Source organism: Pelagibius marinus, assembly GCF_014925385.1.
In the GTDB taxonomy this organism is placed as follows: Bacteria; Pseudomonadota; Alphaproteobacteria; order Kiloniellales; family Kiloniellaceae; genus Pelagibius; species Pelagibius marinus.
Map to the genome: position 1 here is coordinate 134743 of NZ_JACSDK010000018.1, position 21166 is coordinate 155908.

The 21166-nt window shown below is 66.2% G+C and carries 26 protein-coding genes and 1 riboswitch; of the genes, 11 read left to right on the top strand and 15 right to left on the bottom strand.

The window, feature by feature from the left end:
• Window position 1: 1 nt before the first annotated feature.
• From H7X47_RS22885 to H7X47_RS22900, 4 genes are all read right to left on the bottom strand, one after another.
• Entirely contained in the window at window positions 2–844 is an 843-nt protein-coding gene (locus tag H7X47_RS22885) for a mechanosensitive ion channel family protein (RefSeq protein WP_193371092.1), read from the bottom strand.
• A 31-nt stretch (window positions 845–875) separates the two neighbouring features.
• Window positions 876–1391, bottom strand: a complete 516-nt coding sequence (locus H7X47_RS22890) for a peptidylprolyl isomerase (RefSeq protein WP_227010723.1) — start codon at window positions 1389–1391, stop codon at window positions 876–878.
• A gap of 66 nt (window positions 1392–1457) precedes the next feature.
• Window positions 1458–2672 carry an NADP-dependent isocitrate dehydrogenase gene (locus tag H7X47_RS22895; protein ID WP_193371094.1) on the bottom strand — a complete coding sequence of 405 codons (1215 nt, stop codon included), beginning with the start codon at window positions 2670–2672 and terminating at the stop codon, window positions 1458–1460.
• 193 nt (window positions 2673–2865) lie between these two features.
• Window positions 2866–3447, bottom strand: coding sequence for an LOG family protein (locus H7X47_RS22900; RefSeq protein ID WP_227010724.1), 582 nt, complete (start codon window positions 3445–3447; stop codon window positions 2866–2868).
• A 249-nt stretch (window positions 3448–3696) separates the two neighbouring features.
• On the opposite strand from H7X47_RS22900, the gene H7X47_RS22905 reads away from it, so the two are divergent.
• From H7X47_RS22905 to H7X47_RS22915, 3 genes are all read left to right on the top strand, one after another.
• Window positions 3697–4221, top strand: a complete 525-nt coding sequence (locus H7X47_RS22905; RefSeq protein ID WP_193371095.1) for a c-type cytochrome — start codon at window positions 3697–3699, stop codon at window positions 4219–4221.
• A gap of 151 nt (window positions 4222–4372) precedes the next feature.
• The gene (locus H7X47_RS22910; protein WP_193371096.1) at window positions 4373–5287 is read left to right on the top strand and encodes a cytochrome c; all 915 of its coding nucleotides are present in this window, start codon (window positions 4373–4375) and stop codon (window positions 5285–5287) included.
• A 74-nt stretch (window positions 5288–5361) separates the two neighbouring features.
• The gene (locus tag H7X47_RS22915) at window positions 5362–6522 is read left to right on the top strand and encodes a LysM peptidoglycan-binding domain-containing protein (protein WP_193371097.1); all 1161 of its coding nucleotides are present in this window, start codon (window positions 5362–5364) and stop codon (window positions 6520–6522) included.
• A gap of 16 nt (window positions 6523–6538) precedes the next feature.
• Here the strand turns inward: H7X47_RS22915 and H7X47_RS22920 are convergent, their stop codons facing one another.
• Window positions 6539–7120 carry a hypothetical protein gene (locus H7X47_RS22920; protein WP_193371098.1) on the bottom strand — a complete coding sequence of 194 codons (582 nt, stop codon included), beginning with the start codon at window positions 7118–7120 and terminating at the stop codon, window positions 6539–6541.
• 157 nt (window positions 7121–7277) lie between these two features.
• Between H7X47_RS22920 and H7X47_RS22925 the strand changes: the two genes are divergently transcribed.
• Together H7X47_RS22925 and pssA are read left to right on the top strand one after the other, a co-directional pair.
• Window positions 7278–7964, top strand: coding sequence for a phosphatidylserine decarboxylase (locus tag H7X47_RS22925; protein WP_193371099.1), 687 nt, complete (start codon window positions 7278–7280; stop codon window positions 7962–7964).
• Window position 7965: 1 nt separating this feature from the next.
• Window positions 7966–8769: a CDP-diacylglycerol--serine O-phosphatidyltransferase gene (gene pssA, locus H7X47_RS22930; protein WP_193371100.1), complete on the top strand. Its 804-nt coding sequence runs from the start codon at window positions 7966–7968 to the stop codon at window positions 8767–8769.
• On the opposite strand, the gene H7X47_RS22935 is transcribed toward pssA, so the two are convergent.
• The 4 genes from H7X47_RS22935 to H7X47_RS22950 all read right to left on the bottom strand — a co-directional run bounded on the left by H7X47_RS22935 (window position 8761) and on the right by H7X47_RS22950 (window position 14071).
• On the bottom strand, window positions 8761–9057 hold the full coding sequence (locus H7X47_RS22935) for a hypothetical protein (RefSeq protein WP_193371101.1): 297 nt from the start codon (window positions 9055–9057) through the stop codon (window positions 8761–8763). The two genes, pssA and H7X47_RS22935, sit on opposite strands and share 9 nt — an antisense overlap.
• Window positions 9058–9083: 26 nt before the next feature.
• Complete coding sequence (locus tag H7X47_RS22940) at window positions 9084–12317, bottom strand: efflux RND transporter permease subunit (RefSeq protein ID WP_193371102.1); 3234 nt, start codon at window positions 12315–12317, stop codon at window positions 9084–9086.
• Window positions 12314–13417, bottom strand: a complete 1104-nt coding sequence (locus H7X47_RS22945) for an efflux RND transporter periplasmic adaptor subunit (RefSeq protein WP_193371103.1) — start codon at window positions 13415–13417, stop codon at window positions 12314–12316. Before H7X47_RS22945 ends, H7X47_RS22940 begins: the two co-directional genes overlap by 4 nt.
• A 108-nt stretch (window positions 13418–13525) precedes the next feature.
• Window positions 13526–14071: a PadR family transcriptional regulator gene (locus H7X47_RS22950; protein ID WP_193371104.1), complete on the bottom strand. Its 546-nt coding sequence runs from the start codon at window positions 14069–14071 to the stop codon at window positions 13526–13528.
• Window positions 14072–14297: 226 nt separating this feature from the next.
• On the opposite strand from H7X47_RS22950, the gene H7X47_RS22955 reads away from it, so the two are divergent.
• Window positions 14298–14696: a flagellar basal body rod protein FlgC gene (locus tag H7X47_RS22955; RefSeq protein WP_193371105.1), complete on the top strand. Its 399-nt coding sequence runs from the start codon at window positions 14298–14300 to the stop codon at window positions 14694–14696.
• A gap of 210 nt (window positions 14697–14906) precedes the next feature.
• On the opposite strand, the gene H7X47_RS22960 is transcribed toward H7X47_RS22955, so the two are convergent.
• Window positions 14907–15074 carry a hypothetical protein gene (locus H7X47_RS22960; RefSeq protein WP_193371106.1) on the bottom strand — a complete coding sequence of 56 codons (168 nt, stop codon included), beginning with the start codon at window positions 15072–15074 and terminating at the stop codon, window positions 14907–14909.
• A 541-nt stretch (window positions 15075–15615) separates the two neighbouring features.
• Between H7X47_RS22960 and H7X47_RS26215 the strand changes: the two genes are divergently transcribed.
• The 4 genes from H7X47_RS26215 to H7X47_RS22975 all read left to right on the top strand — a co-directional run bounded on the left by H7X47_RS26215 (window position 15616) and on the right by H7X47_RS22975 (window position 17590).
• Complete coding sequence (locus H7X47_RS26215; protein ID WP_264373113.1) at window positions 15616–15750, top strand: hypothetical protein; 135 nt, start codon at window positions 15616–15618, stop codon at window positions 15748–15750.
• Window positions 15751–15896: 146 nt separating this feature from the next.
• Window positions 15897–16114, top strand: a riboswitch (cobalamin riboswitch).
• A 109-nt stretch (window positions 16115–16223) separates the two neighbouring features.
• A complete protein-coding gene (locus H7X47_RS22965; RefSeq protein ID WP_193371107.1) occupies window positions 16224–16394 on the top strand; it encodes a CbtB domain-containing protein in 171 nt (56 codons plus the stop codon).
• Window positions 16395–16417: 23 nt separating this feature from the next.
• On the top strand, window positions 16418–17185 hold the full coding sequence (locus H7X47_RS22970) for a CbtA family protein (RefSeq protein WP_193371108.1): 768 nt from the start codon (window positions 16418–16420) through the stop codon (window positions 17183–17185).
• 18 nt (window positions 17186–17203) lie between these two features.
• Window positions 17204–17590: a DUF1636 family protein gene (locus tag H7X47_RS22975; protein WP_319633667.1), complete on the top strand. Its 387-nt coding sequence runs from the start codon at window positions 17204–17206 to the stop codon at window positions 17588–17590.
• Between the two features lie 26 nt (window positions 17591–17616).
• On the opposite strand, the gene H7X47_RS22980 is transcribed toward H7X47_RS22975, so the two are convergent.
• The 4 genes from H7X47_RS22980 to H7X47_RS22995 form a co-directional block, all read right to left on the bottom strand.
• Complete coding sequence (locus H7X47_RS22980) at window positions 17617–18132, bottom strand: hypothetical protein (RefSeq protein ID WP_193371109.1); 516 nt, start codon at window positions 18130–18132, stop codon at window positions 17617–17619.
• 31 nt (window positions 18133–18163) lie between these two features.
• A complete protein-coding gene (locus tag H7X47_RS22985; protein WP_193371110.1) occupies window positions 18164–18616 on the bottom strand; it encodes a hypothetical protein in 453 nt (150 codons plus the stop codon).
• A 151-nt stretch (window positions 18617–18767) separates the two neighbouring features.
• Window positions 18768–19337 (bottom strand): cupredoxin domain-containing protein, encoded by a 570-nt coding sequence (locus H7X47_RS22990; RefSeq protein ID WP_193371111.1) that lies wholly within the window; start codon window positions 19335–19337, stop codon window positions 18768–18770.
• 197 nt (window positions 19338–19534) lie between these two features.
• Window positions 19535–19894, bottom strand: coding sequence for a hypothetical protein (locus H7X47_RS22995; RefSeq protein WP_193371112.1), 360 nt, complete (start codon window positions 19892–19894; stop codon window positions 19535–19537).
• Window positions 19895–20024: 130 nt separating this feature from the next.
• On the opposite strand from H7X47_RS22995, the gene H7X47_RS23000 reads away from it, so the two are divergent.
• Window positions 20025–20174, top strand: a complete 150-nt coding sequence (locus H7X47_RS23000; protein WP_193371113.1) for a thioredoxin domain-containing protein — start codon at window positions 20025–20027, stop codon at window positions 20172–20174.
• Window positions 20175–20290: 116 nt separating this feature from the next.
• Here H7X47_RS23000 and H7X47_RS23005 read toward each other — a convergent pair whose 3' ends face one another.
• Window positions 20291–20944 carry an adenylate/guanylate cyclase domain-containing protein gene (locus tag H7X47_RS23005; protein ID WP_193371114.1) on the bottom strand — a complete coding sequence of 218 codons (654 nt, stop codon included), beginning with the start codon at window positions 20942–20944 and terminating at the stop codon, window positions 20291–20293.
• Window positions 20945–21166: the final 222 nt, after the last annotated feature.

Here is a 21166-nt window from a genome sequence, read left to right on the forward strand (position 1 = left end):
ATCAGTCCGAGAGCTTGCCTTCTTCGACCACCCGCACCTCGCGCTGCGGGATGGGGATGGTGAGGCCTTCGGCCTCAAGGCGTTCCTTGGCCGCCTGGCGCAGCTCGAAGCTGAGCGGCCAGTAGTCTGCCTTGGCGCACCAGCAGCGCAGGATGAGATCCACCGAGAAATCGGACAGCGCGCCGACCAGCACCTGGGGTGCGGGCTCGTCCATCACCCGGCTGTCGCCCTCCAGCAGGCCCATGAGCAGGCGCCGGGCCGTCTCGATGCTGTCGCCGTAGCTGATGCCGATGGTCAGGTCCAGGCGCCGGGTCGGGCGCCGGTCGTAGTTGGTGATGGTGGCGTTCCACAGCTTGGCGTTGGGCACCGAGCGGTAGAGCCCGTCGAAGGTCGTCATGGTGGTGACGAAAAGGCCGATCTCCTCCACCGTGCCGTCGATGCCGTCGGCGGAGACGTATTCGCCCACCTGGAAGGGTCGCAGGAGCAGCAGCATCATGCCGGCGGCGATGTTCTGCAGGGTGCCCTGCAAGGCCAGGCCCACGGCGATGCCGGCGGCGCCCAGGAGGGCGATGATGCTGGCCGTCTGCACGCCGAACTGGGCCAGCACCGCCACCATGACGAAGACCAGCACCGTGTAGCGGGCGATGCTGGCCAGCACCGGCTTCAGGGTGCGGTCCATGTTGGGCGTGCGGTCGAGCAGGCGCTGCACCAGGCGACCTGCCCAGCCGGCCAGCAGCCAGCCGAGCAGGAGGATGACGATGCCGGCGGCCAGGTCGAGGGCGTAGCCGAGCAACAGCTCCGCCAGGCCGCTCAACTGATCCACCTCCGAAGCATCCAGCTGCATGGCCGTTACCTCAAGGGAGGAGGCGCCGCCGCTACTCGAGGTCGGCTTCAACCTTCAGCGAGATGATCTTGTCGGGCGCGCGCACCGTGCCGCTCTGGTCGCCGCGCGGCGCCTTCTTGATCATGTCCACAAACTCCATCCCTTCGATGACGCGGCCCCAGACCGTGTACTGGCGGTCGAGGAAGCGCGCCGGGGCGAAGGTGATGAAGAACTGGCTGTTGGCGCTGTCCGGGTTCTGGCTGCGGGCCATGCCGGCCACGCCGCGCTCGAAGGGTTCGGCGGAGAACTCGGCCGGAATGTCCGGCAGGTCGGAGCCGCCACGCCCGGTGCCCGTCGGGTCGCCGGTCTGCGCCATGAAGCCATCTATGACACGGTGGAACACGATGCCGTCGTAGAAGCCCTGGCGCGTCAGAGTCTTGATCTGTTCGACGTGCTTGGGGGCCAGGTCCGGCAGCATCTCGATCTTCACGATGCCGTCCTTCAGCTCCATGACCAAGACGTTTTCGGGATCCGGTGCGGCGCCGGCGTCGCTGGATTCAAGGGTCATGGCAAGTAGTCCGATAGCAATGAGAGACAGGAGGGATTTCATGCAAAGGAACTCCCTAAAATGGAATTAGCCCATGGCCTTCTGCAGGTTTTCGTCCAGCTTGTCCATGAATTCGTCGGTCGTCATCCATTTCTGGTCCGGGCTGATGAGCAGCGCCAGGTCCTTGGTCATGAAGCCGCCCTCGACGGTGTCGACGCAGACCTTTTCCAGGTCGGCGGCGAACTTCACCACCTCGGGCGTGCCGTCGAACTCACCGCGGAAGTGCAGGCCGCGGGTCCAGGCGAAGATCGAAGCGATGGGGTTGGTCGAGGTCGGCTTGCCCTGCTGGTGCAGGCGATAGTGCCGGGTCACCGTGCCGTGCGCGGCCTCGGCCTCGACGGTCCTGCCGTCCGGCGTCATCAGCACCGAGGTCATGAGGCCCAGCGAGCCGAAGCCCTGGGCCACGGTGTCGGACTGCACGTCGCCGTCGTAGTTCTTGCAGGCCCAGACGTAGCCGCCGGACCACTTCATCGCCGCGGCGACCATGTCGTCGATCAGGCGGTGCTCATAGTGGATGCCCTTGGCCTCGAAGGCGTCCTTGAATTCCTTGTCGTAGGTCTCCTGGAAGATGTCCTTAAAGCGGCCATCGTAGACCTTGAGGATGGTGTTCTTGGTCGAGAGGTAGACCGGCCAGCCGAGGTTGAGGCCGTAGTTCAGGCAGGCCCGGGCGAAGCCGCGGATCGACTCGTCCAGATTGTACATGCCCATGGCGACGCCCGCCTCGGGGAAGTCGAAGATGTCGTAGGTGCTTGCCTCGCCGCCGTCGGCGGGCTGGAAGGTCATGGTCAGCTTGCCGGGTCCCGGCACCTTGAAGTCGGTGGCGCGGTACTGGTCGCCGAAGGCGTGACGGCCGATGACGATGGGCTGGGTCCAGCCCGGCACCAGGCGCGGCACGTTCTGCATGATGATGGGTTGGCGGAAGATGGTGCCGCCGATGATGTTGCGCAGCGTGCCGTTGGGCGAGCGCCACATCTTCTTCAGGCCGAACTCCTCGACCCGGGCCTCGTCCGGGGTGATGGTCGCGCATTTCACGCCGACCCGGTGTTCCTTGATGGCCTCGGCGGCGTCGATGGTGATCTGGTCGTCCGTCTCGTCGCGCTTTTCGACCGAGAGGTCATAGTATTTCAGGTCGACATCCAGATAGGGAAGGATCAGCTTTTCCTTGATCTTCTCCCAGATGATCCGCGTCATCTCGTCGCCGTCGAGCTCGACAATCGGGTTCTTGACCTTGATTTTCCCCATCTTTTTCCTCCAGGAGTGCTGACCAGGCCGGCTCGGGCGCGCTGCCCTGGGCCGATTTTTGCGGCGCAAGATAGCAGGCTGCGGCGGCCTTGCAAGATAGGGGGCGGGGCGGGGGTGAAATTAGCCCGCCTGAGGGGTTCCACCGGTGCTTTAAGAGGGCTCTGCGGGAGCTTTGCCCGGGCCCGGAAGCCGGCTACATGCGCTCGATCTTGTCGGGCAGGGAGGGCTGGGGTGCCCGGGCGGCGGTCTCCAGGACCTGCTCGACCCGGTCGACGACCAGGAAAAGGTCGGCCGGGTCGCCGCGCAGGTAGCCCTCGGCGACCTGGTGGTCGACCAGGCGGAGCAGCGGGTCCCAGTAGCCGTCGATGTTGACCAGGATCACCGGCTTGTCGTGCAGCTTGAGCTGACGCCAGGTGATGATCTCGAAGGTTTCATCCAGCGTGCCGAAGCCGCCGGGCAGGGCGCAGAAGGCGTCCGAGCGCTCGGCCATCAATTGTTTGCGCGCGTGCATGGAATCGACGACGTGGTACTCGGCGGTGTCGCGGTTGCCGGCCTCCAGGGCTTCCAGGTGCTGGGGAATGATGCCGACCACATGGCCGCCGGCGTCCATGGCGCCCGAGGCCACGGCGCCCATCATGCCGACCCGGCCGCCGCCGTAGACGATGGCGACGCCGGCCTGCGCGGCAAGCTTGCCGAGGTCGCGCGCCGCCTGCAGGTGGCTCTCGCGGACCCTGCTGGCGGAACCGCAATAGACGCAAAGTGCTTGAATTTCCATGATCACAAACTCGTTACCGGCGGGGCGGGAAGCAGGGGGGCGTTGAAATCGTACGCCGAATCACTAGTGTTTTAGTTGCGTCACTTCATCGTGTTCGCCTTGTAGCACAGGCCTGTTATTTCCATCCACCTCAGGTCGTCTCGGGGCAGGGTCCGATTGCCGCTCGGATTGGCGCGCTGAGAAGCCTTAGACAACAAGTATGCCCCGTTGCTGACCGCACGTGGCGTAGACAAGGAAGGAGCGGGTCACATGAAACGAAACACTCTTCTCGCAGCCGCCGGGGCCGCCGCCGTTGCGGCCGCCGTCGCCTTCGGCGCCACCCCCCTGGTTCAGGCGTCCGAAAGCGCGCGGGTGCAACTGGCGAGCGCCGAGCAAATGGCGGCGGTGAAAGAGCGCCAGGAACTCATGAAGTCGATCGGCGGCAACATGAAGGCCATCGTCGACTTCCTGAAGGAGTCCAAAGGCACGGCGGCCGAGGCCCAGGCGGCGGCGGCCAAGATCGGCGAACTGTCGCAGAAGATCCCCGCGGCTTTCGAGACCGAGGCCACGCTGGACGAGATGGACGCCGTCGGCAAGAACCGCGGCAAGCCGGAGATCTGGCTGAACTGGGAGGGCTTCACGGAGAATGCGAAGAACCTCGAAGCCAAGAGCGCGGCGCTGGTGGCCGCCTTCGAGGGCGGTGACTCCGGCGCCATCCAGACGGCCTTCGGCGACATGGGCAAGAACGGCTGCGGCGGCTGCCACGACGACTTCCGCGGCCCGAAGGTCGAGTAGCCGGACTTTTCCCGCCCCTGCCGACGGTCGGGGCTTCGATCCGGGCCGCGGCCCCGGGGGACTTTTCCCCCGCGGCCGCGTGCCCGTCTTTCTTCGATACGGTGTCTTCCCAACACGGATCTCCGATTGTCACCCGGGAACTGCGATATCGATGTCTAGGGCGCTAGTGGTGTGTTTTTCGGCGGGCCTTGTGGTTCTGGCGGCGCTGCTCGTTTCCGTCGCCGGGGCGCGGGCGCAAAGCGGCGCAGAGACGACCGCGGAGAGTTTGAGCGACCCGGCGGTCGCGCGTGGCGCCTATGTCTTCAAGGCGGCCGGCTGCCTGGCCTGTCACACCGACAGCAAGGGCGGCGGCGCGCCGTTGGCCGGCGGGCGGCCCTTGAAGACTCCCTTCGGCACTTTCTACAGCCCCAACATCACCCCGGACCCGGCGACCGGCATCGGCGCCTGGAACGAGGCCGACTTCGTCACGGCGCTGCGCCACGGGACCTCGCCGCAGGGTGATCCCTATTACCCGGCCTTTCCCTACACCTCCTACAGCGGCATGACCGACCAGGACATGCGCGACCTCTTCGCCTACCTGATGGCGCAGCCGCCGGTAGCGCGAGAGAACCGCGCACACGATTTGGGCTTTCCCTACAACATGCGGTTCACGCTGGGCATCTGGAAGGCGATGTTCTTCGAGGCGGGCGCCTTCCAGCCGGTAGCCGGAAAGGACGCACAGTGGAACCGCGGCGCCTACCTGGTGCGCCACCTCGGTCACTGCGGCGAGTGCCACAGCCCGCGCGGTTTCCTGGGCGCGGTCGACGCCTCGCGGGAACTGGCAGGCAATCCCCAGGGCCCCGACGGCGGCAAGGTGCCGAACCTGACGCCGGGCCCCGGCGGACTGGGCGACTGGAGCGAATCGGACATCGCCTACGCCCTGAAAAGCGGGATCACGCCGGACGGTGATTTCCTCAGCGACTCCATGGGGGAGGTCATCGACAACGCCACGAGCCAGCTGACGGACGAAGACCGCACCGCAATATCGATATATCTCAAAGACTTAACGCCAATTCCTATGCCCTGAGGACACCGTGGCCGGCATTGCGCCGGACCGGCCCGCGTACTAGGCTGTTTCGCGGGGGTGTGGAGGCTAGGCGTTTGCAGCGAGTTCTTATTGCCATCGGCGCAGCCGTCATCGTTTCGGCTGGCATTTTCGGGTTCTTTTTCTTCGGCGCAGAGGAAGAGGGACCGCCGGTCGTGGCCGAGAGCGCCGCGCCGCAGGCAGAGGCCCCGGCGCCGCCTGCGCCTCCCGCGCCGTCTTCAACACAAGCCGCCGAAACCACCGCGGCGCCCGCCGCTTCCGGCCAGCCGCAGTCCTCGACGCCGATCGTGCAGGTGAAGCCGCGTGACCCGTCGGCGACGCAAAGCGCCGAGGCCCCCGCCGCGCGGGACGGTGAAGAGTCCGAAGCGCCCAGCTTTGATGTGGTCCGGGTGGAGAAGACCGGCGAGACGGTCATTGCCGGGCGGGCGAAGCCGGACAGCGAAGTGAACGTGACCACAGAGGACGGCGAATCCCTCGGCCGCGCGCACGCCGACCGCAGCGGTACCTGGGCCATTGTCACCGAGCAGCCGCTGGCTCCGGGCAGCCACGAAATCGGTATCGAGTCCAAGGACGCCGAGGGCGAGACCCATCTCTCCGAAGAAGTGGTCGTGGTGGTGGTGCCCGAACCGGCCGCTGCGCAGAGCAGCAGCGCGGCGCCCGCCAAACCCAAGGCGCGGGATCAGGTCCTGGCGGTCCTGACGCCGCGCCAGGGCGAGGGGGCGAGCAAGGTGCTGCAGCAGGGACCGGAAGCCGAGGACGGCATCGCCGCCGGCGATCTGGTGCTCGACAGCGTCGACTACGACGAACTCGGCCGGGTGACGGTCGGGGGGCGGGCCGCTCACGGCTCACGCCTGCGCATCTATCTCGACAACCAGCTTGTCGGGGAGACCGTCGCCGGCCCCGACGGTCGCTGGAGCCATTCGCCAGAGGATCCGGTCGCCGAAGGGCTGCATGCCCTGCGGGTCGACCGCGTGGCCCAGGACGGCAGCGTGCTGGCCCGCGTCGAGACGCCCTTCTCGCGCGAGGCGGTGCGGGTGGCGCAGGCGGACGAGGAGTTCGTCATCGTCCAACCCGGCAACTCACTATGGCGCATCGCGCGACGGACCTACGGCGAAGGCCTCCGCTACACGGTGATCTACCAGGCGAACAAGGATCAGATCCGCGATCCCGACCTGATCTATCCAGGCCAGGTCTTCGAGGTTCCCAAAACCAACTGAAGTTTTACGAGAGCGCTCAGGCTTCGACGGGGGTGCCGGCTTCCTCGTCCGGCGGCGGCGGACGGCGCAGCGACACTGCTTCGCCCAGCAGGTCGAGGTAGGGCTTGAAGTCGATGATCAAGGCCACTGCCGTGGCGATGACCGCGACCGGCGTGCGCGGGCTCGGCGGGTTCAGTTCCCCTTCCAGCACCATGTCCTGTTCCTCGGAGAGCAGGATGTGGCCGCGGCGCAGCCGGTCGGTAGCCGCCATCACCGTGCGGGCAAGGCGGCGGCCGTCGGGCGACTCCGCGCTGAAAGGCAGCTTGCCGAGGTTGGCGCGCAGGCGCAGTGGCGCCGTCTTACTGGCCAGGTCGGCTTCGAACTCGATGCCGCAGGCCGAAAAGCGGAAGTGGAGCGGACGGTCTTCGCTGACAGGGCGGATGTGGCCGTCTTCGCCGAGAACGACGCTTCCGACCTCCAGGGGCAGGGACGTCTCCGCGACCTGCTTGACGGCCGATTTGACGTCCTGCGCCTCGGCGGCGTCCTGGGCCCCGGAATCAGGAGTCTCTGATTCCTGGGCGTCAGTTGAATCGCGCCCCTCGATCCCCTTGTCGTCCAAAGTGTTAGCTCCCCTCAGCGTAGAAGTATTTTGGTTAGCACGGCAGGCTTTAAGGATCGGTAAAGTATCAGCGGAGCTTGATTTTTCGACTGCTTGGCCAAACCTGCCGTGTTCTAGTAGGGTTTAGTCGAATCGCCGCTGCAGACAGGAAAACCGCGTGTTCCGAAGCGTTCTGGTGCCAATCCACCGGGCCGGCTGGCCCTTCATCGGAATAGCCCTGGCCGCCGCCGTGCTGCTGGGGCTGCTCTGGGTGCCCTTGTTCTGGCTCGGCCTGCTGGCCGCGGCCTACTGCGCCTATTTCTTCCGCGACCCGCCGCGCGTGACGCCGACGCGGGTGGGGCTGGTCATCGCGCCGGCCGACGGCATGGTCCTGCCCATCGAGCGCGCGGTGCCGCCGCCGGAGCTGGAACTGGGCGACGAGCCGCTGACCCGGATCTCGATCTTCCTCAACATCTTCAACGTGCACATCAACCGCGTGCCACTGGACGGCACGGTGACGGCGCTGTCCTACCGACCCGGCAAGTTCCTCAACGCTTCGCTGGACAAGGCCTCGGAGGACAACGAGCGCATGTCCGTGAAGGTGACCACCTACGACGGCGTCGACCTGGGCTTCATCCAGATCGCCGGCCTGGTGGCCCGGCGCATCATCTGCGAGTTGAAGGTCGGCGAGCCGGTGCGCGCCGGTCAGGTCTTCGGCCTGATCCGTTTCGGCAGCCGCATGGACGTCTTCCTGCCCGAAGGCGTCGCACCGCTGGTCGTGCCCTACCAGACGACGGTCGCCGGCGAGACGGTCCTTGCCGATCTGCAGTCCGACGAACCTGTCCGCCAGGGCGAGGAACGTTAGCATGACGCGCTTCCGCCGCCGCCGGGTGACAGCCCTGTCGATCAACCGGATGATTCCCAACGCGCTGACCCTGCTGGCGCTCTGCTCCGGGCTGACGGCGATCCGCTTCGCCCTGCAGGACCGTTGGGAGGTGGCGGTGGTGGCAGTGCTGGTGGCCATGCTGCTGGACGGCCTGGACGGGCGCATTGCGCGCCTCATGGGGGCGACCAGCGAATTGGGCGCGCAGCTCGACTCCCTCTCCGATGTCATCGCCTTCGGGGTCACGCCGTCGGTGATGATCTATCTCTGGACCCTGTCGGATGCCGGCGGCATCGGCTGGGCCGCCTGCCTGGTCTATGCCGCCTGCTGCGCCCTGCGCCTGGCGCGCTTCAACACCGCGCTGGTCGAGGAAACGCCGACGCCGCTGGCCTCGCGCTATTTCGTCGGCGTGCCGGCCCCTGCCGCCGCCGGCCTGGCGCTGCTGCCCCTGGTGTTGAGTTTTGTGCTGGGCGACCTGGTGCTGCGCAACGACGCGGTCAACGCGCTGACCCTGCTGGGCGTGGCCATCCTCATGGTCAGCCGGGTGCCGACTTTCTCGGCCAAGCGCCTGAAGCTGAAGGCGCCGCAGCGGCTCATCGCCATGGTCGGCATGGTGATCTTCGTGGCCATGCTGATCGGCGAGACCTGGATTACCGTCTCGCTGATCTCCCTGGCCTACTTGGTAAGCATCCCGCTCGCGGTGCTGCAGCACCGGCGTGAACTGCGCCACGGCGTGTCCGAGACCCCGGACGAGCCGGTCCTGCCCGAAGACGAGGACCTAGGATAGGGGAAGTTTCGCGCGCACGCGGAATTCCGGAGCGCTTTCAGTGTCGCTGAAATCCACGCGCCACCGCTTGGCGGGGATTCCCGTGCCGGCGGCGGTGGTATAGGGGCCGGTCTCCAGCACGCCTTGCGTGCCGTTTTCCATCACCAGCGTCCCCAGGGCCTGCGAGCCGTCGGAGAAGGCGACCTCGCAGGTCGCGCCCTGGCCGTCCTTCGGGAGCGCGCCGTGGAGGCTGCCCGTGAGTCCCGGATAGAGATGGGTGTGGACGGCTTCCAGACGGAGTTCCCGCATTGGCCCGCATCCTCCGCGTGGCGTCCCTACTCAGCCGCGGCGGGGATCTGCCCGTCCCCCTTCTTGCCGGAGCCCTTCTTGCCACCGGCCGTCTTGTCCTGGTCCTTGGGCGGCGAGTGGCGCGTGCCGCGGCGGCGGACGAAGCGGCCGAGGTTTTCCCGCAGCATCAGCGCCGAGGGCGTGACCACCAGGGTCAGCAGGGTGGCGAAAGTGAGGCCGAAGACGATGGCGGTGGAGAGCTGGCGCCACCACTGGGTCGATGGCGCGCCGACCTGCACCGTGCGCGAGAAGAAGTCGATGTTGGTGGCCAGCACCATGGGCATGAGGCCCAGGATGGTGGTGATGGTGGTCAGCATCACGGGCCTGAGGCGCTGGGCGCCGGTGCGCAGGATGGCTTCGCGCACGGAGTCCGTCGTTTCGCGCAGCCGGTCGAAGGTGTCGATCAGTACGATGTTGTTGTTCACCACGATGCCGGCCAGGGCGATGACGCCGATGCCGGACATGACGATGCCGAAAGGCTGATGGGTGACCAGCAAGCCGATCATCACGCCCACCGTCGACATGATCACGGCGGTGAGGATCAGGAAGGCGCTGTAGAAGCTGTTGAACTGGGTGACCAGGATGATGGCCATGAGGAAGAGGGCGACGCCGAAGGCCTTGCCGAGGAAAGCCTGGGCCGCCTTCTGCTCCTCGTCCTCGCCCTTGAAGTCGAAGGTGAGGCGCGAGTCGAAGTCCTGCCCGGCCAGCCAGCTGCGCACTTCCTGCACCTTGGTGTCGACCAGCTCTCCCTCCGCGACGTCGGCCTTCACCGTCATGGCCCGCCGGCTGTCGGAGCGGCGCAGCAGGCCGACCCGCGGCTTGGCCACGCGGGTGACGAAGTTGGAGATCGGCACCAGCCCGGCCGAGGTCTGCATGCGGATGCGGTCGAGTTGTTCGATATTGCGGTACTGCTCGGGCAGGCGCACGACAATGTCAATCTCCTCGGTGCTGTCGTCCGGGCGGTACTCGCCCAGCTTCATGCCGTTGGTGATCATGCGCACGTAGCTGCCGATCAGGCTGATGTCGGCGCCGAACTTCGCGGCCTGGGCGCGGTCGACCGCCAGCTCCCATTCGATGCCGGGAATCTGCGCACCGTCCTCCACGTCGACGAAGCCGCCGAGGTCGGCCAGGCCGGCGGCGACGCGCTTGGCGGCCGGCTCGATCAGCGCGGGGTCGGAGGCGGAGATCTGGATCTGCACCGGCTTGCCGACCGGCGGGCCGGCTTCTTCCTTGCGGGCTTCCACCTGGACACCCGCGAAGATCTCGCTGCGCTCGCGAATCTCGGTGAGGATCTCGTTGGCGGGGCGGCGAGAGAACCAGTCGGTGAATTCCAGGGTGATCTTGCCGATCAGGTCTTCGGCTTCCTCGCCGCCGCGCTGGCCGGAGGAGGCCATGGACTGGGCGGTGATCGCGTGGAATTCTCCGTGCTCGCGCTGCACGGCCAGCACAACCTGCTCGACCTGGCGCACCAACTGGTCGCGCTCCTCGACCGAGAGGTTGCCGCGGGCGTGCAGCTGCAGTACCGCGTTGGGCGGCTCGACGTCGGGGAAGAATTCGACGCCGCGCCCGAAGGTGTAGTAGGCGGCGATCACAAGGATCAGCGCCGCGACGGCGGTCAGCAGGACTTTGCCCGGATGGCGGAGAGCGCCGCCGAGCAGCCTGAGGTAGGTTTGGGTCAGGCCGTGGATCTCCTCCAGGTGCCCGCTGTCGCCGGCGGCCAGGGCCTTCATGGTCTCCGGATCGGCGGTGCCGCCCGGCTTGCCGAAGACCGAGCCCAGGGTGGGCACGAAGACGAGCGCCATGACAAGGGAGGCCGACAGCGTAGCGATGAGGGTCAGCGGCAGGTACTTCATGAACTCGCCGACCACGCCGGGCCAGAACATCAGCGGCAGGAAGGCGGCCAGCGTCGTCGCGGTGGCGGCGATGATCGGCCAGGCCATGCGCTTGCCGGCCAGGCCGTAGGCTTCCTTCTTCGGCAGGCCCTCGCTCATCTTGCGGTCGGCGTACTCCGTCACCACGATGGCGCCGTCAACCAGCATGCCGACCGCGAGGATGAGGGCGAAGAGCACGACGATGTTCACGGTCAGTCCGGCGACGGAGAGCACCAGGATGCCGGTGAGGAAGGAGCCGGGAATGGCGATGCCGACGAAGCAGGCCGTGCGGATGCCCAGGGCCGCGACCACCACCACCATGACCAGCAGGATGGCGCTCAGCACGTTGTTCTGCAGGTCCAGCAGGTTGTTGCGGATGTCGGTCGACTTGTCCTGGCTGTAGGCCACGGTGACGGTTTCGGGCCAGCTCGCGCGCGCCTGCTCGACGACGGCGCGCACGGTCTCGATGGTTTCGATGATGTTCTCGCCGGTGCGCTTCTTCACCTCCAGCGCCAGGGCCGGCTGCCCGTTCAGGCGCGCGTAGCCGTCGGAGTCCTTGAAGGTGCGGCGCAGGCTGGCGATGTCGCGGAAGCGCACAACTGCATCGCCGTTCACCTTCACCGGCAGGTTGATGATGTCTTGCATGGTCTCGAAGAGGCCGGGCACCTTGATGGCGAAGCGGCCCTGGCCGGTGTCCAGGGCGCCGGCGGCGATCACCCGGTTGGACTTGGACACCATGGTGAGGATGTCCTCGGCGTCCAGATTGTAGCTCTCCAGCGCCAGGGGGTCGATGATGACCTCCAGCAGCTCGTCGCGGTCGCCGACGATCTCGGCTTCCAGGACGCTGGAAATGCCTTCGATGCGGTCCTGCAGGTCGCGGGCGATGCGCAGCAGGGTCCGCTCCGGCGCCGTGCCGGACAGCGAGACCGTCAGCACCGGGAAGAGCGAGAGGTTGATCTCGTGCACCGTCGGTTCGTCGGCGTCCTCCGGCAGATCGGGCTTGGCCAGGTCGACCTTCTCGCGCACGTCGATCAGCGCCTGGTCGGCATCGAAGCCGGCGTCGAACTCCATCACCACGTTGGCGCCGCCCAGGTAGGCGGTGGACGTCATCTCCTTCACGCCCTCGATGGCGCGCAGCTGTTTTTCCAGCGGCTTAATGAGCAGCCGCTCGGCGTCCTCCGGCGCGATGCCCTCGTGGTTCACGCTGACGTAGAGCGTCGGGATGTTGATGTCAGGCGAATCTTCCTTGGGGATCGAGACGTAGGCGAAGCTGCCGGCCGCCAGGATCAGGACAAGCGCCAGGATCACCGTGCGGCTGTGGGAGATGGCGGCGTCGATGATGGCGTTCAAGACGACAGCTCCTTCAGCCGCTTTTCCACCGTGGACTCGGGGATTGCCCGTACCGCCTCGCCGTCGCTGACGTATTCCTGACCGACGGTGATAAGGGTAACCTCGTCGGGCAGGCCGCTGATCCATACGCCGTTGTTGTCGGTATCGACGATCTTGACCGGGTGAAAGACCACGCGGCTGTCGTCATCAACCGCCTTGATGCCGATCAGGCCCCGATCGGAGAGCGTCAGAATGGCCGGCGAGACCAGGTGAGCCTGGACGCGGCTCAGCGGCAGGGCGATCTCTGCGGTCATGCCGTCGGAAATGACGCCTTCGGGATTGGGCACCTCCAACTCCACGCGGAAGGTGCGCGTCGCCTCGTCGGCGACAGCTGAGATATGGCGGATGCGGCCTTCCACCGTGTCGCCGGTCATCAGGCGGGCCTTGCCGGGCGCGCCGACCGCCAGGCGCTGGACGTCGCGTTCGTTGACCTGGGTGACGATGAGGATCGGGTCCAGCTCGACCAGCCGGGCGATGGCGTCACCGCGGTCGACGAAGTCGCCGATCTCCACCACCCGCTTGTCGATGAGGCCGTCGAAGGGCGCGCGGATGCGGGTGTAGGCCAGCTCGACCTCGGCGATCTTCACCGCCGCTGCGGCAGCTTCCAGCTCGGCCTCGGTGGCGGCCAGCGCCGTTTCGGCGCGGAAGCCCTTCTTGGAGAGCTTCTGGTCGGCCTCGTGCTCGATCTTGCGCTGCGCCATCAGCGCTTTGGCTTCGGCCAGGCGGGCGGGGCGGTCGCCGGCCGAGATCCGGGCAATGACCTCGCCTTCCGAGACCCGGGTGCCGTCCTCGACGGTAAGCTCGATGATGCGCCCGTCGGTCTCCGACTTGATCTCGACCAGGCGGTTGGCCTCGGTGCGGCCGCGCAGCAGGTCGATGACCGCGTGCGGCCGGGCGCTGGAAGAGCGCACGCGCACCGCCGGCGCCTCGTCGAGGGCCGTCAGGTCCGCCGGCGGCTTCTGCGCCTCGGGCTGGGCGCCGCTGTCGCCGAACTGGCCCGAGAGGACCCAGAGGGCGGCGGCGGCGGCGAGCAGGACCGCGAAGATGACGGAGCGTTTCATCGGGGGGCGCTCATGGTTGGTGGATTGAGGAGCTGCATGTCTTTGTCTGTTCACGATACGCAGGGAAGGGCGTTTTCGTTCACGCCCGACTTGCGGGTTTCCGGGATCCTATTCGGCCACCAGCGTGGCGGACTCGCTGATTTCGGCGATCAGCTCCGCGCGGTGGGCTTCCAGGTAGTCGGCGGCGGCCCGGTAGACGGCGATGCCCATCCCGCGCACGAAGGCGGCGCCGGCCGGCACGGTATTGGTGCAGGCACAGCTTTCCATGCGCTCCAGGGCCTCCCGGTACCAGGCGATGCGCTGGTCGATCAGGTGGCCGACACGCCTGGGCGGCAGGAACTGGGCGAAGGAAAGAATAAAGAGGAAATCGGAGCGCATGACGTCCGGCGCCGGCTCGATCTTCAGCGCCGAGATCAGCGCGCTGCGGCCTTTCGGCGTGATGGAGTAGAGCTTCTTGTCCGGGCGCTTGTCCTGCGCCTGGGCGCGGCCGGTGATCAGCCCCTCGGCGCTCAGCGCGTTCAGCGCCGGGTAGATGGAACCGAAGCTGGTCTGGTGGAAGTGGCTGAAGGGCCCTTCCTCGAAGGCCTTCTTGATCTCATAGCCGCTGGCTTCGCCGCGCAGCAGGACACCGAGGCAGAGGGTCTTTGCATCCATAGGTCTTCATTTCGCGTCTGGGACTATTCGAGGGCGAGTATTCTATATCAGCCTGACATATATCAACCCTATATAGGTGGGCAGCGGCCCTGCGGCCAGTGCATAGGGCGTGCTTTTCCGCCCCGGAAGCCGGGGTTTTCCGAAAAAGTACATAAAATTCAAATATTTGAACCTGACATCGCAGGCGCGTAGAATGGCGTGTTTTGAAGGGACGAAGGGGTTGCCCATGATTGCCGGATTTTCGGCGTCCCTGTCGGGGCTGATGGCGCAGAGCAAGCGCCTGGCGGTCTCGGCGGACAACATCGCCAACATGCGCAGCCGCGGGCTGCGCGAGGACGGCCCGGCTGAACAGCCGGGGGCCTACGTGCCCAAGCGCGTGGACGACGTGACCACCGCCGGCGGTGGCGTGCGCGCAGAGGTTCGCCCGGTGGATCCGCCGTCGGTCGAGGTCTATGCCCCGAGCCGCCCGGATGCGGACGCCAACGGCGTCGCCGCCGTTCCCAACGTGAACCTGGCCGAAGAGTTGGTGACCCAGATCCAGGCGCAGCGGGCCTACGAGGCCAACGCCGCGGCGATCCGCACCCAGGACGAGCTGACCGACAGCCTGCTGGACATCAAGTCGTAAGGCCGCGGCCTTGCTCCGTCGTCGGGCGGGGCGGGTCCACAAATGACAAAGCCGCGCTGGACCGGTGGGTCCGCGCGGTTTTTTGTCGTATCCAGATACCGAAATGGAGGCGGCCGGAGGCCGTGCCGTTGCGTGAAGTCTTCCCCGGAACCAATCGACGCCGCAGTCGAAAGCCGCGGCGACAGGGTCAGGTAGGGATGATCGCGAGCCTTAGGCGGCGATGCCTTCGCGCCAAGCGCTGGTGGACTTGCAGGACTGGCAGACGCGCTCGCCCGGCCAAGAGCTCACGAACTCGGAGCTGCACATGAGGCAGTTCCGGCGCTTCTTCTCGTAGGCGCGGTCCGATTTCGGTTTGGAGTTTTTCGTGGAGTCACTCATGGGCGCGGTGATACCGGGACCAGCATTTGAATGCAACAAAAATGTTGCACCGCAATGACGATTTTGCGCCATTTTCTCTGAAAGTAGTATGTTGGAGTGATTTTAAAAATAATCATTCGGATTATGGGCGCCGGCTTGCAATATTCGAAGCCCTGCAGCGCCGCGACTTGTCGGAAAGGGGACCTCGCTGTCCCGTTCCGTGACCGGTGACCGCCGCAGCACTGTCGCCCGACTTGCGGAGTCGCGATCACTTCTGCCGACGACTTGGGAAGAAATTCTGAAGAGGCCGCCTGGCGGGCCGCCGGGGCGGGCCCGGGCGCGCGCAGCGAGATGTCGCAGCCAGACGGTTACCCAGGGTTGCCGGGGCCGGGCGCGGCGACGGCGGGGCGAGGGCGCATCGTGAGGGCTTCTCGGCCCATCGGGGTTTTGCTATCCTTTGGCTACGTGCAGGGTTCCCGGCGCCGCGAGGGATGGCGCCCCAAGCCAAGAGGACCGTCCGGAAAGGAAGGCCATTCAGGAGCCGCACGGGGAGGGAGACAGCATGTATCGTTCGGTCATCGAGAGCGAGCAGGAAGGCAGCGAACGCCGGCGTCTTTGGCGCTGGGTCGAGGGCATCCTGGTCGCCGTGGTGGTCGTGGTCGGGGTCACTTATCTGTTCGGCCTGATCACGTTCTAGCACCGCCGCTTTCCGTTTCTCTACGCCATGCAGCGTCGGCTGCAGTTGCCGGCGTGCGCCGTCATGCGGGCTCACTGTCGGCCCGTCTGGTCGCGGATCGTTCATTGCGGGTCGCGCGGAGATGTTGCGGGGCGGGGAGAATCGCGGATAATGTCGCTTCAGATGGTTCCGCCAGTCCGAACGGCACGGCGGATTAAATGGGAACACGGTGAGGCGTACCCTATAGGGACCGAAGCCGTGGCTGCCCCCGCAACTGTGAGCGGAGAGCGACACCCGACAAGCCACTGGCCCCAGCGCGGGCCGGGAAGGCGGAGTGGAGCGAAGACCCGCAAGCCAGGAGACCTGCCATCGGGTTTTTCTCACTCCGGGCGGGGTTGCTCGGAAGGGCGGAGTGGCAGGCGGGTCAGCCGTGCCGTGCAGATGTCTTTCCAGCGCATCCCTGTCCGAAGAACGATAGGCAGTTGGAGGACTTGATGCAGACCGCGACCCAGACTTCTTCATTCTCTCAGAGCCGGCGCATGATCGCCGCCGCGACCCTGGCCTTCGGCCTGGGGCTGATTTTCCTCAGCGGCTTCGCCAACTCGGCGGCGGTGCACAACGCGGCGCACGACACGCGTCACGCCATGGCCTTTCCCTGCCACTGACCCAACGGCGCTGGATTAGAACAATGCTTCACCGCATCCTTTGGGCGGCGTTGGTCGCCGGCCTCGTGGCCGGCCTCGCGACCGCAGTGCTGCAGCACTTCACCACCACCCCCCTGATCCTCGAAGCCGAGCTCTACGAGAACGGCGAGGCGCCGGGCATCGCGCAGTCCGGCTTGGCCCCTTCGGATTCAGGGGGCGCTGCTTTCGGCGGCGCCCGGCTCATCCTCGCCGATGCCAGCGAGGACCATGGTGACGAGGGCGGTATCTGGGCGCCTGCCGACGGCCTGGAGCGCACGCTCTCTACCTCCGTGGTGACCATCGGCACGGCCTTCGGCTTCGCGCTGATCCTGCTCTCCGTCATGGTGCTGGCCGACGCGCGCATCTCCGCGCGCAGCGGGCTCATGTGGGGCATCGCCGGCTTCGCCGCGGCGGGTCTCGCGCCGGCGCTGGGGCTCAGCCCGGAACTGCCGGGCTCGGCCGCGGCGGTATTGGAGGACCGCCAGATCTGGTGGATCGCCACGGCCATTGCGACGGCCGCCGGCCTGTGGCTGGCGCTCAGGATCTCGAAGCCCTGGGCGATCGCCGGCGGCATCGTCCTGATGATCCTGCCGCACGTGGTCGGCGCGCCCCATCCGGAAGGCTTCGTCAGCGAGGTTCCGGCCGAGCTCTCCGGCCATTTCGCCGCCGCCTCCCTGGTGGTGATGGCGGTCGTCTGGTCGCTGGCCGGCACCGTCGCCGGCTACGTCTGGCAGCGCGGCGAGGCGAAGCAGGCCGCCACCGCGGCGGCTTAGGCCGCCAGAGGGTACTTCGTGGCAGCGGTCTGCCTGCAGGTCTGTGTATCCTGTGAAGGCCTATGCTCTGAGTCCGCGGCCGGTGGGGAAGTCCCCGCCGGCCGCCGCCTTTACGAGTCCCTCCTGACCGCCACCGCCGAGATTCCCGACATCAACGTCGCGCCGGTCGACTGCTTCGCCGTTTGCGACCGTCCGGTCACTCTGGCTTTCCGCGCTGCAGGTGGCGATCCCGAAAGGTGGAGCTACCTCATCGGTGATGCCGACCCGGAGCGCGACCTCGCCGATATCCTGGCCGCCGCCCGCGCCGTCGCGGATTCGCCCCACGGCGTGCCGGCCATAGAGGATCGCCCGCCCTTCTTCCGCAAAGGCGTTATCGCCCGTGTGCCGCCGTTGCCGAGGCTGTGACGGTGCGCAGGGAGTGAGCGGCCAGCTTACTCTTCCAGGAAGGCCTTGTCGGCTTCCGGCCCCAGTCCCAGCTTGCCCTGTTCCCCGATCAGCGCCTTGACGCGCGGGTCGTGGCGGAACCACTGTTTGGTTTCCTTGGCATCCGCGGTGTAGCCGTTGTTCTCGGCCCAGGCCTTGAGAAAGCGGTTGGCGCCGCGCCACTCTCCGTCAGGCGCTTCGCGGACAAACTGCAGCGCGAAGAGCCTGACACCATGGTTGGTCATGAAGAGTCCGTCGGCGACGACTTTCTTGCCGAGGAAGGGCAGCAGTTCGACCTGCGTGCCGCTGAAGGGTGTCGAGTTCTTGACCGGAAGGACCAGCGTTCCGTCGTCGAGTAGCAGACCAAGTTGCCGGCGTCCGGCGCCGCCGTCGGTCGGGCAATCGTCTTTCAGCTCGCAGAGCACGTCGACCACTTTGGCCTCGAAGCGCGCGGTTTCCTCATTGGGCAGACCCCAGCTGTTGGCGGCCTGCGCGGTGCCGGCAAGGAACATGCCGGCGGTCAATACAAAGGCAAAGGTCCTGGGATGCATGGCTCTACTCCCCGAACGGCTGGATGCCGTATTCTTCATGGGTCAGGTTCACGATGCCTTCATCCTTGAGCACTTTGTTGACCGAGAGGTACTTCAGACCGTCGCGCTCATAGACATCGCCGTCGATGCTGATCTGGTGAGTCTGGATTTCAAGCAGGCCGGGATCGGCGAGGGTGTCGCTGCGTCCTTCGAACTCGACGATGAAGTAGACATCGCCGTCTTCGGTCAGCAGTCCGACGGGGACGCCGCCGGCTGCGCACCAGATAGCGCACTGATGGTGCGCCGTGCCCTCGGCGTACATGATTCCCGAGAGGTAACACCAGGTATCGATGACCTCGCCGGTCAGTTCCATGGACTCGGCTTTCATCGGCATGGCCGTGGACGCCGCGCCCAGCGCGAGGCCCGGCGCGGAGAGAGAAAGCGTCAGGGCCAGCAATGGTGCAGAAATACGAAGCATGATGGTCTCCTTCGCCGTAGGAGTGGGTGAGAACTCAGGCAGAGGTTCCTGAGTATGTCAAAGCGGCGAAGGGAAGGTGGTCACATGCCTTCACAAGGATGTTAGGAGAGCCGGAGTGGCGCGCCGGCGGGTGCCGGCGCGCCCGCGCTCGTCAGCTGCCGGCGTTGGGGGGGTTAGTGAACACGACCTCGCCATGCATGTCCGCCTCGTAGTGGCCGGGCACGTTGCAGGCGAACTCCAGGTCCATTGGCCCGGAAAACTTCCACACCAGTTCCCCCGTCTCGCCCGGTTCCAGCAAGACGCTGTTGGGGTCGTCATGTCCCATGCCGGCCCCGTGTCCGCTGCCCATTTCACTGTAGTTGATGCCGGTGGCGGTCATAGCGCCCCTGTCCATCATCGCCATCATCTCCTCTTGATGGGCGGCGTGCATCGCCGCGGTGCCGATGTTGAACTCATGCAGCAGTTCGCCTGCGTTCGTGACGACGAAGCGGACCGTCTCGCCCGGGTGCACCGAAATGCGCTTCGGCTCGAAATGACTGTCGTTCATGTCGATCTCGACGGTACGGTCGGCCTCTGTGGGCTTGGCCGGCTGTCCGAAGCTCATGGCGGCGTCGTGGCCATGGCCGCCCGAATGCGAGCCGGCGGCGAGGGCGCTGCCCGAAGTGGACAGGGCTGCAGCGGCGAGGAGGGCGAGGACGGCTTTGGAAAGTACAATTCGCATTGATCATAAGGTCCTTTTTGTTCACTACGGTCGCATGGTAAGTGCTGCTGATGCCAAGGAAGCGGCTGCAGCCTGCGCCACGGCGGCGCACCGTGCGGGATTTTTGCAACGATGTCATGGGAATGGGACGCCCAGGCGTCAGTCGACCGGCCGGTCAGCTCGGTGGCGTTGCGCGCTCTGGGGTGTGCGTCACTGACTCAGCCCGGCTGCCGTGGCGGGGGAGGATCGAAGCTGTGGAAAACCTGCTGCGACAGCTCGGCGCTGCCCACCGAAACCACGTCAAAGAAATAGGGGTCCAGAGAGAGGCTCACTGTGTCGAACAGCGGGTGAAAATGGTGGCTGCAGTTCCGTTGATCGGCGGACGAAGGGGTTTCGCCGCTGGAAGGAAGACCATGATCGGCACAATCGGTGTTCGATTGCCCGCCGGACAGGGGATCTATGACTGCATGGGCATGGGCGGGCGGCAGGTTGAGCGCTACGGCCAGTGCCGCCACAACAGCCAGCATCCGGGCCAGGTCCATCGCCGAAGCAATCATGCGCGCGCCTAAGTTCATCACCAGCGAATCGGTTCCACTTGCTTGTTGCGGGGAGGGATGAGGGTTTCCCGCGATGGAAGGTCAAGTCATTGGCCACCAAGTTTGGTGCTCGGGAGCCGTGTGACAAGGTCGCTGCGGTAATGCTCGATTTTTGTCACTTCTGCCGCAGTGTCATGCCGCCGCCCGCGCCGTCGCGGATTCGCCCCACGGCGTGCCGGCCATGGAGGACCGCCCGGCCTTCTTCCGCGAGGGCGTCATCGCCCGCGTGCCGCCGCAACCCAGCAGGATCGAAACACCATAGGGGAGCGGCGGTCGCCGGTTCCCGGTCTGCAGTCATGCTGAGGCCCGAAGCGCTCCTCCGCTGCGATCGAACTCCAAAGCAGGTTGGTTGCGTAATTGCGGTAAGCGGGCCTTCGCTCAATTGCTCGGGCAGCCGAGCAGCGTCGCCAGAACGTCTCTTGGGTGCAGAGGGATGGCCGCGCAGGCAGGTGTTGCCGCGAACTCCTGTGCGTCGGCGCCCAAAGCGGGGTGCGGCGCGGCGAGCGATGCGGCGGACTCGGCCCCGTTGCAGATTTGGCCGATGTCAATGCCGGCCAGCTTGAGGGTTGCCGGGGCCGCCATGATGATCGCTTCCTCTCCGAGGTTTTGGAAATTCTTGCCGGCCTGCTCGATACGGCGCGCCTCGTGGATCGTGGCGCCGTAGAGGCGCGGAGGTTCGCACTCGTCTCGGGGACGCTCCACGGCCACCTCGCCCGAATTGAGGCCGATGCGCACCCGCCGGGTGGGCAGGCCTGCCGAACGGCGGTGGGCGTTCTCCTCGGCGATCTGGCCGCTCAGCTCGGCTGCGGCCAGAAGCGCGAGCCGGGCCGATGACGCGTAGTGCGGAAAGGCCGTGTCCCAGAAGGCAAAGACGCCGTCGCCGGTGCTGCAGAGCACCGTCCCGCGGTTGCCTTCGATGACGTCCCGGATCAGTGCCAGGTTCTGGTTCAGGTACATCGCAATGCCGACGATGCCAAGCGCGCGGGCGAGCCCGGTCGAGTCTTCCATATCCGTGAACATGACCGTGGTCATGGTGCGTGTCAGGTGGACGGGCGAGACTGCCGGGGCGGTGCCGGGGCATCGTGGCAGACTGACCTCATGGTTCAGTGACCTCATCACGCGACCTCCTCTGGTGCCGGCCTTTGCGGCTTTCGATGCCCTTGAGTGTGCCCGCACAACGCAAGCGCATCGTCAGAGGTCCGTTGAATGATCGTCATAACTTCGCGATAAACCGCGGAATTCCCCGCAAAAAAG